This is a genomic window from Mesorhizobium sp. WSM3868 (genome assembly GCF_002294785.1).
Lineage (GTDB): Bacteria > Pseudomonadota > Alphaproteobacteria > Rhizobiales > Rhizobiaceae > Mesorhizobium.
Window position 1 is genome coordinate 315,733 of the sequence record NZ_NSGB01000006.1, and the last position, 14,910, is coordinate 330,642.

Here is a 14,910-nt window from a genome sequence, read left to right on the forward strand (position 1 = left end):
CTTACTGCCTTCCCGTCTGTCCTCTATGCCGCAGATAATGATCCGCAATCGCGCAGGCAACCATGGCCTCGCCGATCGGCACGGCGCGGATGCCGACGCAGGGATCGTGGCGGCCCTTGGTCATGACCTCGACGTCTTTGCCGTCCTTGTCGATCGATTTCCGCGGCGTGAGGATCGAGGAGGTCGGCTTGACGGCGAAGCGGGCGACGATCGCCTGGCCGGTCGAGATGCCGCCGAGGATGCCGCCGGCATTGTTGGACAAAAACACCGGCTTGCCGTCATTGCCGATCCGCATCTCGTCGGCATTCTGTTCGCCGGTGATGCGGGCGGCTTCGAAGCCGTTGCCGATCTCGACGCCCTTGACGGCGTTGATCGACATCAGGCCGGAGGCGATGTCCTGGTCGAGCTTGGCATAGATCGGCGCGCCGAGGCCCGCCGGCACACCTTCGGCGACGATCTCGATCACCGCGCCGACCGACGAGCCGGCCTTGCGAATGCCGTCGAGATAGGCGGCAAAGACCGGAACCGAGGCCGGGTCGGGGGTGAAAAACGGGTTTTCCGCATCGCCAATGAAATTCCAGTTCCAATTGGCGCGATCGATCGACTTTTCGCCCATCGAAACCAGCGCGCCGCGCACCACCATGCCCGGCACCACCTTGCGTGCCAGCGCGCCGGCCGCCACTCTAGCTGCCGTCTCGCGCGCCGAGGAGCGGCCGCCGCCGCGATGGTCGCGCAACCCGTATTTGACCTCATAGGTGTAATCGGCATGGCCCGGCCGGTACTGGCGGGCGATCTCGCCGTAATCCTTGGAGCGCTGATCCACATTCTCGATCAGCATCGAGATCGGCGTGCCGGTGGTGATCATCGTCTCGCCGTCCTCGTCGAGGATGAAGCCGGAGAGGATCTTGACCTCGTCCGGCTCGCGGCGCTGGGTGACGAAGCGCGACTGGCCCGGGCGGCGCCGGTCGAGCTCGGCCTGGATGTCCTCGCGCTTGAAGCGGATCCCGGGCGGGCAGCCGTCGACAACGCAGCCAAGCGCGGCGCCATGGCTTTCACCCCAGGTGGTGACGCGGAAAAGATGGCCGAAGGTGTTGTGAGACATGGAAAAACGCCCTGCCCGGCGCGGACCCGGTTCGCCGGTTCAAGCGTGCCTTCTATTGGCGTTTTCCACAGCGGTCAAACGGTGATCGGATGCATCAATCTGTGATCTGGAGGATTTAGTTTTGACACATTCGGTTGGTTTCTGCTCTCTTCCATCCGCCGTTGAGGATCCGCCGTTGCTCATGCCGGCGCAATGACCAAAGAGGACGACGATGCGTACCCTGATTGGCGCCGCCTGCGCCATGTTGCTCATTTCCACCGCTGCCGCGTTCGCCGGCCAGACCGAAGGCTTGATCAAGAAGGTCGACAAGGACACGCTGACGCTGACGCTGGACGACGGAAAGTCCTACAAGCTCAACGCCGAAACCGATCTCGACGCGCTGAAGCCCGGCATGGATATCGTCCTCGCCTACGACGTGACCAATGGCGAGAATGTCGTGACCGATATGCAGCTGCCGGACAGCGACTAGAATTAGGTCGCAACCTGGTCAACGAAACAACGGCGCCGGTCGTCCGGCCGCTATCTTGGTGGCTTCATCCTTCGCCTTTACGAGGATAGTCGACCCTCGGGCTATAGCGAACTGCTGACAAAATGCGTCGAGGCGATGCTGACCTTCGTTCAGCCGCCCCAAAGCGATTAGGATGAGGCCCCATGCCAGGTCAGTTTGCACGTAATTCTCCAACGCGAAACGTTTGAACTCCATCTTTGCCCGTTGCTCGAAGATGTGGGCGACGTCCCCCAATGCAGTGATCTTCGACCAATCCAGTCGAGCGGCTTTTACAGCAGCCAATGCAACCCGTTCGACATGATAGTCACGATCGTTGGCGTAGAAAGAACACCAGCCTGGAATCGAGCCTGACAGGTCAATGGGGTCGATACAGAGATCAAAGGCGGCCGACTTTGCCGTTCTTTTCCACTTAAATTTTCCACGGCCGAAAATCGGCACAAAGTCGACCGATACGCCCCAGCAAGCAAAAAAGTCATTCCTTTCATCGTTTGAAACTTCAACAGATAGCGCATGTGGTCCCTTGGGTCGCTCACCCAGAACAAATCGCCCACTCGCTGAAAATCTGGTGCCAGAGTGTCCGCCAGCGCTCCTGCGACTATGTCGCCTAGGGCCTGCCCGCGGCGAATTGGGCGACCTAACTCAAGCCGTCGGCGAATTCTATCGATCAAACTGGAGAACATGCAGTCCTAACCGGCCCAAAATCGTAAGCTGAGCATGACAGGTAAGCATTGCCGACTGCTACGATCAATTCGTTGCCAGGGTGTAGAGGCTTACAGCCACTCCAGGGTGCGGCCCTCGAGCCGTAGCAGGCGGTCCTGCGGTACGTCGAGGCTGGCGGCGTCCTGCTTGGAAATGCCGGTGACGAAGCGGAAGAAGCAGCGCATGATCCCGCCATGGGTGACGCAGACGGTCGGCTGGCGAAGCGCGTCGAACCAGGGTTTTATCCGCTCGAGCAGCATCTCGTAGCTTTCGGCGCCCTCGCCGGGCGGCTGGAAATCCCACTTCGCGGCGCGGCGGCTTTTGGTCGAACCCGGGACACGCTTTTCGAGTTCGGCAAAGGTGAAACCCTGCCAGTCGCCGAAGCTTAGCTCCACCAAGCGCGGATCGGTGCGATAGGCGAGCGGGTCGAGACCCATCGCCGCGCGCATCAGTTCCATCGTCTCACGCGTGCGGCGCATCGGGCTGGCGACAAAATCGAAATCCGCGGCGTTTCCGATAAGGTCCGCCAACCGTCGGCCGTTTTGCGTCGCCTGCTCGCGGCCAAGTTCGTTGATATCGGTATCCGCCTGGCCTTGCAGCCGACCCTCGGCGTTCCACTGCGTCTGGCCGTGGCGCGCGATGTAGACGAGCGGATACATCAGGTCTCCGGAGGTCGGGCCAGGGCCTGGACGATAGACAGGCGGAGAGAACTAGTCCTTGACGGTCGAGATGTCGGGCGCGTCGACCGCCTTCATGCCGACGACATGGTAGCCGGAATCGACGTGATGGACCTCGCCGGTCACGCCGCGCGACAGGTCCGACAGAAAGTAGACGCCGGAATCGCCGACCTCTTCCTGCGTCACCGTCTGCTTGAGCGGCGCGTTGTACTCGTTCCATTTGAGGATGTAGCGGAAGTCGCCGATGCCGGAGGCGGCAAGGGTCTTGATCGGGCCGGCCGAGATGGCGTTGACGCGGATCTTCTTGGCGCCGAGGTCGACGGCCAGATAGCGCACGCTGGCCTCGAGCGCCGCCTTGGCGACGCCCATGACGTTGTAGTGAGGCATAACCTTCTCGGCGCCGTAATAGGTCAGTGTCAGCAGCGAGCCGCCTTCACTCATCAGCGGCTCGGCGCGCTTGGCGATGGTGGTGAAGGAAAACACCGAAATATCCATGGTGCGCAGGAAATTATCGCGCGTCGTCTCGACATAACGGCCGGTCAGCTCATCCTTGTCCGAGAAGGCGATGGCATGGACGAGGAAGTCGAGCTTGCCCCAGTGCTTGGCGATGTCGGCAAAGACCGCGTCCAGGCTTTCCGGATCGGTCACGTCGCAATGGCCGGCGACATGCGCGTTGAGTTCCGCCGCCAGCGGCTCGACGCGCTTCTTGAACGCCTCGCCCTGATAGGTCAGCGCGATTTCGGCGCCGTGATCGACGCAAGCCTTGGCGATGCCGAAAGCGATCGACCGATTGTTTGCGACGCCAAGGATGAGGCCTCGCTTACCGGCCATCAGGCCCTGTCCACCCGCCATGTGCGCAATTCTCCGCAAGAATGTCTGCTTTGTGGAGCCCTATCGCACAGGCACAGGGCCCCTTCAAGCGTCGAAAACAGACTGGCTTGAGGAGAAAACCGCTTCGATCAGCCTTTCCGCTTACGCATCAGGGCTTCGAGATCGGCGTCTCCACCCTCCGGCAGCATCAGCCGCACATGGGCGTAGAGATCGCCATGGCCACCTACTTTTTCCGGCAGGCCCCTGCCCTTCAGGCGCAACACCTTGTCCGAGCTCGACCATGCGGGAACGTTGACCGCGAGCTTGCCGGTCGGCGTCTCGACGGCCACCTTGGCGCCGAGCACCGCGTCGGCGAGTTCGATAGGCAGGTCGACATGCAGGTCGCGGCCCTCGATGCGATAGCGCGGATGGCGGCGAATGTGAATTTTGACCAGCGCGTCGCCCGGCTGGCCGGGCCCCTGCTCGCCCTGACCCTTCAGGCGGATGGTCTGGCCCTCCTCGACATAGGTGGGAAGCTTGACCGCCATCTTGCGGCCGTCAGGGAACATCGCCGTCACCTTCTCCGCGGTGGCCGCCTCTTCGACGGTGATGTCCAGCGTGACATTGAGGTCGGGCGCCTGGACCGGCTGGCGACGGTCGCCACGGCCTGGACCCCGCCCACCCGAAAAGGCCTCGCCGAAGATCTGGCTGAAGATATCGCTGTTGCCGTCGAATGGATCGCCGCCGGGACGACCGGTGCGGAATTCGAAATGCGCCCCGCCGGGGCCCTGCTGACGGCGGAACCCGGCAAACGGATCGCCGCCGGGCGCGCCCTCGAAGCCTTGGAATCTCGGCTTGCCGTCGGCGTCGATCTCGCCGCGATCGTAAGCTGCGCGGCGCTTCTCGTCGCCGACGATCTCATAGGCCTGGTTGGCGGCCGCAAAACGCTCTTTCGCCTTCGGATCATTCGGATTCTGGTCCGGATGATGCTGCTTGGCGAGCTTGCGGTACGCCGATTTTATTTCCTTGGCCGAGGCGTTCTTGGCAACGCCCAGCACCTCATAGGGGTCGCGCATGCTTCCTGCCTGAAAGAGAGATTGGGTCCACAGTTGCCCTCTATATGCGCTCGCATAGGAAGAAATTCCAGTGGTGCAAGATGCCAATGGAGAGTGAAATTAGAGCGCCTTGAACTCCTGCATGCGCCAGCCTCCGGCGTCGGCAATGCAGAGCTCGCCCTGGTACATGGCGACGCCATCGAAACTTTCCCGCGTCGCGTTGAAGCGGCGGCAGGTCAAGCCGCCATCCTTGAGTTCCACCAGCTCGGTGATCGAGCCGCGCGAGCCGGTGCCGGCATTGGCCCATGGCACCGCCTGGCCGCCGAGCTCCTGGATGTCGGCGGAAGACACCGCATTGCCAATCGTGGTCTGGTCCGAGTCGTTGTCGCTGCTTGCCGGCACGGCGGGCGCGGACGGCGCGCTGGAGGTGATGATCGAGCGGTCAACCTCCGCCTTCTCGAGGCTGAAGCCGCCGGCGCCACAGGCCGCGAGCGGAAGCGCCAATGTCAGCAACGCAGCCTTGGCGCTGGCCGAAGCAATAACGCTCCATTGCCCGCTGTCAAAAGCTTGCGCGATACGCGACAATCGGCGAACTCCTCCCGCAACGTTAAAAATTTGGAAAACTATGAACGAAAGTGAGTTAACAAGCGGTGACTTCGCCGAGGCTTTGGAGCCGTTCCGGCTGTTTGCCGAGTGGCTGGACGACGCCGTCAAGAGCGAGATCAACGACCCCAACGGCGTTGCGTTGGCAACCGTCGACGCCGACGGCATGCCGGATGTGCGGATGGTGCTGCTCAAGGGGTTCGACGAAAGGGGATTTGTCTTCTACACGAATTTCGAGAGCGCCAAGGGCCGCGAGATTCTTGGCAGCATGAAGGCGGCGATGTGCTTCCACTGGAAATCGCTGCGCCGCCAGGTGCGCGTGCGCGGGCCGGTGGAGATCGTCAGCGACGCCGAGGCCGACGCCTATTATGCGACGCGGCCGCGCGGCAGCCGCATCGGCGCCTGGGCCTCGAAACAGTCGCGGCCGCTGGAAAGCCGCTTCGCGCTGGAGAAGGCGGTGGCCGAATACACGGCGCGCTATGCGATCGGCGAAATCCCGCGGCCGAAACACTGGTCGGGCTTCCGCATCCTGCCGCAGACGATCGAGTTCTGGCACGACCGGCCGTTCCGGCTGCATGACCGCATCGTGTTCTCGAAAAACGACGCCGGCGGCTGGGACAAGACGCGGCTCTACCCCTGATGTCGCCGAGAGCGGAGATTTTTCAGCCTTTCTTGCGGGTCATGAAGGCGGTCAACGCGGCGCGCGCCTCGTCGGACTTCAGCCGCTCGCGGAAATGCTCGCTCTCGAGCTTGATGCGGGCGACGAGTTCCTCGCGCGGCTCACGCATCAGATCGCGGGCAATCTTAAGCGCCTGCGGCGGCTTGGCGGCGATCTCGGCCGCCGCAGCCAGCACCGCGCCTTCCAGCTCGTCTTCCACGACCACATCGTAGATCAGGCCGGCGGCCTTGGCGCGCTCAGCCGAAAAACCTTCGCCGAGACCGAGCAGCGCGAAGGCGCCCTGGCGGCCGAGGATCTGCGGCGCGAGCAGGCTGGAGCCGGCCTCCGGCACGAGGCCGAGGTCGACGAAGGGGGTGCGGAAGAGCGTGCGCGGCGTGGCGAAGGTCAGGTCGCAATGCAGATTGAGCGTGGTGCCGATGCCCACCGCTATGCCATCGACACCCGAGACCATCGGCTTCTCCGCCTTGGCCAGCGCCATCAGGAAATCCCACACCTCATTCCCGCCCTCGCCGCCGGTGGCGATCACCAGGAAATCCGCAAGATCGTTGCCGGCGGAAAAGGCACCGGGCACGCCGAGAAAGACATGGACGCGAACCGTCGGATCGGCATCACCTTCAGAAAGGGCGGCCGACATTTTCGCGTACATGGCACGTGTCAGCGCATTCTTCTTCTCAGGCCGGTTCATGCGGATGATCTGCACGGCGCCCCGGCGCTCGATGAGGATATGGTCGGTCACGATCGGTTCCTTCGGCTGACTGGCTGTTCAGGCGATCAGCGCCTTGCCGGCGGCGGCGAGGCTTTCGGCGCCGTCGATGACGCGCTCCTTGAGCGCGCGCGTCTCGCCTAGGAGGTTCTCGGCAAAGAAGCGGCAAAGCGCGACGCGGCCGCGGTCGGCTAGGCCGCCTTGCGCCAAATAAGCGCCGCCGGCGGCGAGCGAGATTAGGCGCAGATAGGGCGTGGCGCCGGCCATTGCGGCATCGGCCTTGCCGTCGGCCATCAGCCTTTGCAAGAAGCGGGTCGCCTCGTCGAGATCGGCAAGCGCGCGATCGAGATTGTCGGCGGTGCGGCCGAAACCCTCGATGTTGGAGGTGCGGACCGCATCGGCCATCGCTTTCAATTCGCCGATATAGCGATGCACGTGCTCGCCGCCGCCGAGCGGCAGTTTTCGCGAGACGAGGTCGATCGCCTGGATGCCGTTGGTGCCTTCATAGATCGGCGCGATGCGGGCGTCGCGATAGAGCGCCGCCGCGCCCGTCTCCTCGATGAAGCCCATGCCGCCATGCACCTGGATCCCCAGCGAAGCGACCTCGACGCCGACATCGGTCGAAAAGGCTTTTGCCAGCGGCGTCAAGAGATTGGCGCGGTCGCGCCAGTTGGCGGCGGCCTCGCCCTCGGCGACACGGGCACGGTCGATGGCGTGCGCACAGGTATAGGCGATAGCACGCGCGATCTGCGTCAGCGCCTGCATGGTGAGAAGATTGCGCTGCACGTCCGGGTGATGGACGATCGGCGCCATGCCGGACCCTGAATAATCAGATGCCTTGCCCTGCCGGCGCTCATTGGCATAGGCGATCGCCTTCTGCGTGGCGGTTTCGGCCACTGCAACGCCCTGCATGCCCACCGCGAGACGAGCGTTGTTCATCATCGTGAACATGCAGGCCAACCCCTTGTTCTCCTCGCCGATCAGCCAGCCGATGGCGCCGGGCGTCATGCCCGCAAAACCGTCGCCATAGATCATGGTGCAGGTCGGCGAAGCGTGGATGCCGAGCTTGTGCTCGAGGCCGGAACAGAAGACGTCGTTGCGGGCGCCGAGCGAGCCATCGTCATCGACCAGGAACTTCGGCACCAGGAAGAGCGAGATGCCGCGCGTGCCGGCGGGCGCGTCGGGCAGCCTAGCCAGCACCAGATGCACGATGTTGTCGGTGAAATCGTGCTCGCCATAGGTGATGAATATCTTCTGGCCGAAGATGCGGTAGGTGCCGTCGCCGGCAGGCTCGGCACGGGTGCGCAAAGCGGCGAGGTCCGAGCCCGCCTGCGGCTCGGTCAGGTTCATCGTGCCCATCCACTCGCCCGAGACGAGCTTCGCCAGGTATTTGGCCTTGAGCGCCTCGGAGGCGTGCTTGTCGAGCGCCTCGACCGCGCCCATGGTGAGCGTCGGGCCGATGCCGAAGGCCATGGCGGCGGAGTTCCACATTTCGAGCGCGGCGACGGCTAGCATGGTCGGCAAGCCCTGGCCGCCATATTCGGCCGGCCCGGACAGCGCGTTCCAGCCGCCTTCGATCCAGCGCCGGTAAAGCTCCTTCCAGCCGGGCGGTGTGGTGACAGAAGCGCCCTTCAACACCGCGCCATGCTCGTCGCCGATCTTGTAGAGCGGCGCAACCTCCTCGCTGGCGAAGCGCCCGGCCTCGGCCAGGATCGCGTCGACAAGGTCCTCGCCCAGATCGCCGAAGGTGCCGGCATCCAGCGCCGGCTTCAGGCCGGCTACCTGCTTCAGCGTGAAGGCGATGTCCTCGACCGGTGCGCGATACATTGTGCCTGCTTCTCCTCCAGTGCGGCCCACCGTAGTCGCGTAGCCGAAGCGAGGCCATCCATACTTGGGGTTGGCCTGCGTCCTTCTTTTTACGTAAACGTCAAACACGCGGATTTTGCAAGCGTAGACTTCGTCGTCCACGGCCGGAGAGGTTCAGTCGCTGTTCCGGCGCTGAACACGTCGCGGTTTGACAGCACTTCCTTAACCATAGCGGTTCAGGATCGTCCTCTGGTCAGTGGGGACACCCTGATTGAAAAAGCCGGCGCGCCCTCTTCGCCGCCTGGCGCTTCTCGCGGCTGCGGTTGCGCTGGGCACGGCGGCAAAGGCCTCGGATTTCTCCGAGCCGTGGAAGAATCTCGACCGCGCGCTGGTGATCGACGCCTACGAATATAACTCCATCGACTGGGCTGAGCTCGCCACCGACAAACGCATTGTCGGCTTCATCAACAAGGCGTCCGACGGGCTGCCGCCGCCCTATTTCTGCTTCGGCGACGAGACCGAGGTGAAACTCTGCAAGGCGCTGTGGAAGCGCCATGCGGTGACGCGCGAGCTTTTCCAGACGCGCAAGGTGGTGGCGAAGGCGCTCGGCCTGAAATGGGGCGCCTATCACCTCGCCCGCCCCGGCAATCCGGTCGAGCAGGCCAACAATTTCATCGATTTCGCCGAGCCGGCGCCGGACGATCTCATTGCCCTCGACATCGAGGGCATCGATCCCGCGCAATGGATGTCGCTCGAGGACGCGGAAGAATTCGTGCGCCAGGTGCATCGCCGCCTCGGTCGCTTCCCGGTGCTCTACTCGAACGGCAAGACCGCCCAGTACATAGCCGACAACCGTTACACCTACCGGCTGTTGTCGCGGCTGCCGCTCTGGTATGCGCGCTACAAGCCGGACATCGACGTGCATTTCCCGATGGGCAACTGGCAGGGTTACGCGCTCTGGCAGTTCGCGGCAAAGGCGAATTGCGGCCGCTTCAGCTGCCCCTATCGCGTGCCGGGCACGCCCAACGACATCGACGTCAGCGTCGCGCCGATGAAAGCCGATGCGTTGCGCCAGCAATGGGCCTTTGGCGGCCTGATCGACGTGCCGGCGGATTACCTCGCCTCGATCCCGGTGCCGATCCCGCGCGAAGCGGGCCTCGCCGGCAAGGTCACCATCACCTACGCCGATGTAGCGACGCCGCCGACCATCGAGGAAATGGTCGCGGTGCTCGGCGCGCGCTGGGAGAAATTCCGCGACGGATTCCGCATGCCGGTGGTCAAGACCGTGCCGCAGCGCCCGAGCTTCGGCATCGTGCAATATGTCGCCTGGAAACGAGCCGGACAGCGCACGCCCGAACAGCTCGACGCCGCCTTCGCGGCCGCCGATCCGGTCAGCACTGCATCGACGACGCTCGACCACCGCAGGCAGTAGTCAAGGCAGCGTCAACGATGATTGCCCAGGCTGGCATACATGCCGGTGGTGCGGAACTGTGTGGGCGTGATGCCGTAGCAGCGGCGAAACACCTTGGAAAAGTAGTTGGGGTCGTCGAAACCGCACAGAACAGCGACTTCCTTGACCGGCAGGAAATCGGCCTTGGTCAGCAACTTGGCGGCGCGCTGCAGCCGCTGCTGCAGGACGAACTCGGCCGGCGGCAATCCTTCGCTCTCGGCGAAGCAGCGCGAGAAATGGGCGCGGCTGAGGCCGCTGATTTCGACCAGCTCCGCCACCGGCAGCGGCTTGTCGAGATTGGCGTTTATGTGATCGATGACCGGCTGCATGGCGCTCTGCTTTTCGGCGAAGGCGTGCGAGCCGAAGACATCGTCGTAAAGCGCCATCGCCGCCTCATAGGCGATTGCCGAGGCCGCGCCCGGCGAGGCGGCGCCCTTGATGAGGCGCAGGCTGCAATCGGCAAGGTGATCGATGGTCGCCGGCTGCAGCCGGAACACGGGACCTGAGACGCTGAGGATCGACTTGTGGACGCGCAGCGCCTCCTCGCCGTTCATCGAGATCCAGAAATATTCCCAGCGGTCGCCCTTGGCCAGCCAGTAGCGATGGTTGTGCGGCACCAGCACCAGCAGCGTATCGTTCGCCTGCAGGCGGTAATTGCGGCTTTCATAGCGCAATTGCCCGGTGCCGCTGATCGTATGCTGGAGCACGGTAAACGGGGTCTGGCCGCGCTTTCGCCCGTCCCAGTCGTAAGTCTCGTCCTCGCGCACCTCGTAGCCGGTGCTGGTCGGCATGGCATGCAGGCGCTGGCGCCCGCGCGGCAGCGAAATCGTGCGCATCAGCTTTCCATTGGCGATCAGATCCTGCAGCACAAAATTACCCTCGAAAGCATAATCCTTCTCTGGCCGCGCTGGCGAATAAGCGCATAATCCGGCTCACTCAAGAACGGGAAAGACCCGCGGTCGAGGAGCGGGCGGGAGGAGAAAGAGCTGGATTTGCGGCTCCACATGGCGAGCGCGCCTGCCGGCGCGCGGCCATACCCTCCCTTGCTGCTCCTTGCCTAACATTCGATTGGATCGAGGTGAAGGTGATGAGCTTCAAAATCGCTATTATTGGCGCCGGCAGCGTCGGCTTCACCAAGAAGCTGTTCACCGACATTCTCTGCGTGCCCGAATTCAAGGACATCGAATTCGCGCTGACCGACATCAGCGAGCACAATCTCGGGATGATCCAGGCGATCCTCGATCGGATCGTGGAAGCAAACGGGCTGCCGACCAAAGTGACGGCGACGACCGACCGCCGCAAGGCGCTGGAAGGCGCGCGCTACATCATCAGCTGCGTGCGCGTCGGCGGCCTCGAAGCCTATGCCGACGACATCCGCATCCCGCTGAAATACGGCATCGACCAATGCGTCGGCGACACGATCTGCGCCGGCGGCATCCTCTACGGCCAGCGCAACATCCCGGTGATCCTCGACTTCTGCAAGGACATCCGCGAAGTAGCCGAGACAGACGCCAAGTTCCTGAACTACGCCAACCCGATGGCGATGAACACCTGGGCCGCGATCGAATACGGCAAGGTCGACACGGTCGGGCTCTGCCACGGCGTGCAGCACGGCGCCGAACAGATCGCCGAGGTGCTCGGCGCGAAGTCGCCCAGGGAGCTCGACTATGTCTGCTCCGGCATCAATCACCAGACCTGGTTCATCGAGCTCAGGTTGAACGGCCGCGCGATCGGCAAGGAAGAGCTGGTCGCCGCCTTCGAAGCGCATCCGGTCTATTCGAAGCAGGAGAAGCTGCGCATCGACGTGCTGAAGCGCTTCGGCGTCTATTCGACCGAAAGCAATGGGCATCTGTCCGAATACCTGCCCTGGTACCGCAAGCGCCCCGACGAGATCACACGCTGGATCGACATGTCGGACTGGATCCATGGCGAGACCGGCGGCTATCTCCGCTACTCGACCGAGACCCGCAATTGGTTCGAGACCGAGTATCCGCAGTTCCTCGAAGCGGCGTCGAAGCCGATCGACCCGGCCAAACGCTCCAACGAGCATGCCAGCCACATCCTCGAGGCGCTGGAAACAAACCGCGTCTACCGTGGCCATTTCAACGTCAAGAACAACGGCGTGATCACCAACCTGCCACAGGACGCCATCATCGAGTCACCCGGCTTCGTCGATCGCTTCGGCATCAACATGGCCGCCGGCATCACGCTGCCCGAGGCATGCGCCGCCACCTGCATGTCATCGATCAACGTCCAGCGCATGTCGGTGCATGCCGCGATCGCCGGCGACATCGATCTTTTGAAGCTCGCCATGCTGCACGATCCGCTGGTCGGCGCGGTGTCGACGCCGGAGGAGGTCTGGCAGATGGTGGACGAGATGGTCGTCGCCCAGGCCGCCTGGCTGCCGCAATATGCGGACGCCGTGCCGGCGGCAAAGGAGCGACTTGCGAAGTCGAAGGTCAAGACCCGCGAATGGGCGGGCGCGGCGCGGCGCAACGTGCGCTCGATCGACGAACTGCGCGCCGAAAAGGCGGCACTGAAACAGGCCGGCTGAGATTTCGGGCAGGCGGACCTGCAGGAGGCAGACCGCCGAAACGGCCCTCAAAATAAAGATCAAGCGGCGGGCAAGCAGCAGACGTTCAAAACATCTGGGAGGAGACAATGAGGAACTTACACAGAATTGGCATTGCCGCCGGACTGGCGCTCGGCGTTTCTATTCCGGCGCTCACCGCTTTCGCTTCGGAACCGACGATCCCGCCGGAGCCGGCGACATTCCCGGCCGAGGGCAAGATCCATTATGTGGCGCGCGACTCCATCTTGGAGTTCAAGGCGCTGCCCGATTACCACGAGCCGGACTGGGTGACGCAGAAATACGTCAAGACCGGCAAGCTGCCGCCGCTCAAGGACAGGCTGCCCAAGGAACCGCTGGTCTTCAAGACCGCCAACATGCCGGACGGCATCGGCGTCTATGGTGACACGATGCGCCATGTCATCGGCGGCAGGCCGGAAGGCTGGAACTACGGTGCCGGCCAGACGCAAGGCTGGGGCGGCATCGACATCGCGCTTTCCGAATGTCTGACACGCACCGCGCCGCTGTTCCAGGTCGACGCCAAGGACACCGAGCCGCTGCCGAACCTTGCCAAGGGCTGGGAATGGTCGAAAGACGGCCACAAGCTCACCATGCATCTCGTCGAAGGCGCCAAATGGTCGGACGGCGTGCCCTTCAACGCCGACGACGTCATGTTCTACTGGGATGACGAGGTCGTCGACCCCAACGTGTCGCCGCTCAACGGGGCGACGCCCGAAACCTTCGGCGTCGGCACGACGCTCAAGAAGATCGACGACTACACTGTCGAATGGACGTTCAAGGAAGCGTTTCCGAGGCAATATCTCTACGCGATGGCCTACGGCACCTTCTGCCCCGGCCCGGCGCACATTTTGAAGCCGCAGCATCCGAAATATTCGAAGAACACCTACGACCAGTTCAAGAACGCCTTCCCGCCGGAATACATGAACATGCCGGTGATGGGCGCCTGGGTGCCGGTCGAATACCGCCCGGACGACATCATCGTCATGCGGCGCAACCCTTACTACTGGAAGGTCGACGAGAAGGGCAACCAACTGCCTTATCTCAACGAGCTGCAATACAAGCTCTCGACCTGGGCAGATCGCGACGTCCAGGCCGTCGCAGGCTCGGGCGACTTCTCCAATCTCGAGCAGCCCGAGAACTTCGTCGCCTCGCTGAAGCGCGCGGCTGACAAGAACGCGCCGGCACGGCTTGCCTTCGGTCCGCGGCTCATCGGCTACAATCTGCGTATGAATTTCTCCGCCAATGGCTGGGGCAACCCGGACGAGCGCGGCCAAGCGATCCGCGAATTGAACCGCAACGAGGATTTCCGCAAGGCCGTAACCATGGCGATCGACCGCAAGGCGCTCGGCGACTCGCTGGTCAAGGGACCGTTCACCGCCATCTATCCCGGCGGCTTCTCCTCCGGCACCAGCTTCTATGACCGCAAGTCGACGGTTTATTACCCGTTCGATCTCCAAGGGGCCAAGGCCGAGCTCGCCAAGGCCGGTCTCAAGGATACCGACGGCGACGGCTTCGTGAACTTCCCGGCGGGCACCGCCGGCGGCAAGAACGTCGAGATCGTGATGCTGGTCAACAATGACTACACCACCGACAAGAGCCTTGCCGAGGGCGTCGTGGCGCAGATGGAGAAGCTTGGGCTGAGGGTCGTGCTCAACGGGGTCAACGGCACGCAGCGCGACGCGATCCAGTATTCCGGCCGCTTCGACTGGCTGATCCGGCGCAATGACCAGGAGCTCACCTCCGTTGTGCAGAACACGGAGCAACTCGCTCCGGTCGGTCCCAAGACCAGTTGGAACCATCGCGCGCCTGAAAGCGGCGAAGTCGATCTGATGCCGTTCGAGAAGGACCTCGTCGACATCGTGAACAAGTTCGTCACGACGCAGGACAACGACCAGCGCGCCGACCTGATGAAGAAGTTCCAGAAGATCTCGACCGAGCACGTCTACAATGTCGGGCTGACGGAATATCCCGGCGCGCTGATCGTCAACAAGCGCTTCTCCAACATCCCGCAGGGAACGCCGATCTTCATGTTCAACTGGGCCGAGGATTCGATCATCCGCGAACGCGTCTTCGTCGCAGCCGACAAACAGGCGAAATATGAGCTCTTCCCCGACGAGCTTCCCGGCAAGCCCGGAGACAAGGGGCCGATGAACTAGGCTGAATCGACATTCAGCGCATCCATAGCATAGCTGCGGCGAGATGGATGAAGGCGAGGAAGTGGCCGGCGC

General features: G+C 63.2%; 14 protein-coding genes. 5 read left to right on the forward strand and 9 right to left on the reverse strand.

The window, feature by feature from the left end:
- Window position 1 precedes the first annotated feature (1 nt).
- Window positions 2-1,102: a chorismate synthase gene (gene aroC / locus CK221_RS13040; RefSeq protein ID WP_095777999.1), complete on the reverse strand. Its 1,101-nt coding sequence runs from the start codon at window positions 1,100-1,102 to the stop codon at window positions 2-4.
- Between the two features lie 211 nt (window positions 1,103-1,313).
- On the opposite strand from aroC, the gene CK221_RS13045 reads away from it, so the two are divergent.
- On the forward strand, window positions 1,314-1,571 hold the full coding sequence (locus CK221_RS13045) for a DUF1344 domain-containing protein (RefSeq protein ID WP_066998075.1): 258 nt from the start codon (window positions 1,314-1,316) through the stop codon (window positions 1,569-1,571).
- Window positions 1,572-1,589: 18 nt separating this feature from the next.
- Here CK221_RS13045 and CK221_RS29755 read toward each other — a convergent pair whose 3' ends face one another.
- The 5 genes from CK221_RS29755 to CK221_RS13070 all read right to left on the reverse strand — a co-directional run bounded on the left by CK221_RS29755 (window position 1,590) and on the right by CK221_RS13070 (window position 5,436).
- The gene (locus CK221_RS29755; protein ID WP_141245808.1) at window positions 1,590-2,048 is read right to left on the reverse strand and encodes a hypothetical protein; all 459 of its coding nucleotides are present in this window, start codon (window positions 2,046-2,048) and stop codon (window positions 1,590-1,592) included.
- A gap of 332 nt (window positions 2,049-2,380) precedes the next feature.
- Complete coding sequence (locus tag CK221_RS13055; protein WP_095778001.1) at window positions 2,381-2,968, reverse strand: histidine phosphatase family protein; 588 nt, start codon at window positions 2,966-2,968, stop codon at window positions 2,381-2,383.
- Window positions 2,969-3,019: 51 nt separating this feature from the next.
- A complete protein-coding gene (fabI, locus tag CK221_RS13060) occupies window positions 3,020-3,838 on the reverse strand; it encodes an enoyl-ACP reductase FabI (RefSeq protein WP_059186698.1) in 819 nt (272 codons plus the stop codon).
- 107 nt (window positions 3,839-3,945) lie between these two features.
- Window positions 3,946-4,872, reverse strand: coding sequence for a DnaJ C-terminal domain-containing protein (locus tag CK221_RS13065; protein ID WP_095778002.1), 927 nt, complete (start codon window positions 4,870-4,872; stop codon window positions 3,946-3,948).
- 99 nt (window positions 4,873-4,971) lie between these two features.
- Complete coding sequence (locus tag CK221_RS13070) at window positions 4,972-5,436, reverse strand: RT0821/Lpp0805 family surface protein (RefSeq protein ID WP_067327836.1); 465 nt, start codon at window positions 5,434-5,436, stop codon at window positions 4,972-4,974.
- 40 nt (window positions 5,437-5,476) lie between these two features.
- Here CK221_RS13070 and pdxH point away from each other — a divergent pair, with 40 nt between their 5' ends.
- Window positions 5,477-6,094, forward strand: a complete 618-nt coding sequence (gene pdxH / locus CK221_RS13075; RefSeq protein WP_095778003.1) for a pyridoxamine 5'-phosphate oxidase — start codon at window positions 5,477-5,479, stop codon at window positions 6,092-6,094.
- A gap of 22 nt (window positions 6,095-6,116) precedes the next feature.
- Here the strand turns inward: pdxH and CK221_RS13080 are convergent, their stop codons facing one another.
- Together CK221_RS13080 and CK221_RS13085 are read right to left on the reverse strand one after the other, a co-directional pair.
- Window positions 6,117-6,869 (reverse strand): crotonase/enoyl-CoA hydratase family protein, encoded by a 753-nt coding sequence (locus CK221_RS13080; protein ID WP_095778004.1) that lies wholly within the window; start codon window positions 6,867-6,869, stop codon window positions 6,117-6,119.
- Between the two features lie 27 nt (window positions 6,870-6,896).
- Entirely contained in the window at window positions 6,897-8,663 is a 1,767-nt protein-coding gene (locus CK221_RS13085) for an acyl-CoA dehydrogenase family protein (RefSeq protein ID WP_095778005.1), read from the reverse strand.
- A gap of 250 nt (window positions 8,664-8,913) precedes the next feature.
- On the opposite strand from CK221_RS13085, the gene CK221_RS13090 reads away from it, so the two are divergent.
- Window positions 8,914-10,074: a glycoside hydrolase family 25 protein gene (locus tag CK221_RS13090; RefSeq protein WP_095778006.1), complete on the forward strand. Its 1,161-nt coding sequence runs from the start codon at window positions 8,914-8,916 to the stop codon at window positions 10,072-10,074.
- Between the two features lie 11 nt (window positions 10,075-10,085).
- On the opposite strand, the gene CK221_RS13095 is transcribed toward CK221_RS13090, so the two are convergent.
- Complete coding sequence (locus CK221_RS13095) at window positions 10,086-10,928, reverse strand: AraC family transcriptional regulator (RefSeq protein ID WP_095778034.1); 843 nt, start codon at window positions 10,926-10,928, stop codon at window positions 10,086-10,088.
- A 251-nt stretch (window positions 10,929-11,179) separates the two neighbouring features.
- Here CK221_RS13095 and CK221_RS13100 point away from each other — a divergent pair, with 251 nt between their 5' ends.
- Together CK221_RS13100 and CK221_RS13105 are read left to right on the forward strand one after the other, a co-directional pair.
- Window positions 11,180-12,646 (forward strand): alpha-glucosidase/alpha-galactosidase, encoded by a 1,467-nt coding sequence (locus tag CK221_RS13100; RefSeq protein WP_095778007.1) that lies wholly within the window; start codon window positions 11,180-11,182, stop codon window positions 12,644-12,646.
- Window positions 12,647-12,753: 107 nt separating this feature from the next.
- Window positions 12,754-14,838, forward strand: a complete 2,085-nt coding sequence (locus CK221_RS13105; protein WP_095778008.1) for an ABC transporter substrate-binding protein — start codon at window positions 12,754-12,756, stop codon at window positions 14,836-14,838.
- The last annotated feature ends 72 nt before the right edge of the window (window positions 14,839-14,910 follow it).

Coding starts and splice junctions, on each gene's coding strand:
- CK221_RS13055 (WP_095778001.1), bottom strand. CDS start 2,968: ATGTATCCGCTCGTCTACATCGCGCGCCACGGCCAGACGCAGTGGAAC.
- aroC (WP_095777999.1), bottom strand. CDS start 1,102: ATGTCTCACAACACCTTCGGCCATCTTTTCCGCGTCACCACCTGGGGT.
- CK221_RS13100 (WP_095778007.1), top strand. CDS start 11,180: ATGAGCTTCAAAATCGCTATTATTGGCGCCGGCAGCGTCGGCTTCACC.
- CK221_RS13085 (WP_095778005.1), bottom strand. CDS start 8,663: ATGTATCGCGCACCGGTCGAGGACATCGCCTTCACGCTGAAGCAGGTA.
- fabI (WP_059186698.1), bottom strand. CDS start 3,838: ATGGCGGGTGGACAGGGCCTGATGGCCGGTAAGCGAGGCCTCATCCTT.
- CK221_RS13045 (WP_066998075.1), top strand. CDS start 1,314: ATGCGTACCCTGATTGGCGCCGCCTGCGCCATGTTGCTCATTTCCACC.
- CK221_RS13095 (WP_095778034.1), bottom strand. CDS start 10,928: ATGCGCACGATTTCGCTGCCGCGCGGGCGCCAGCGCCTGCATGCCATG.
- pdxH (WP_095778003.1), top strand. CDS start 5,477: ATGAACGAAAGTGAGTTAACAAGCGGTGACTTCGCCGAGGCTTTGGAG.
- CK221_RS13065 (WP_095778002.1), bottom strand. CDS start 4,872: ATGCGCGACCCCTATGAGGTGCTGGGCGTTGCCAAGAACGCCTCGGCC.
- CK221_RS13105 (WP_095778008.1), top strand. CDS start 12,754: ATGAGGAACTTACACAGAATTGGCATTGCCGCCGGACTGGCGCTCGGC.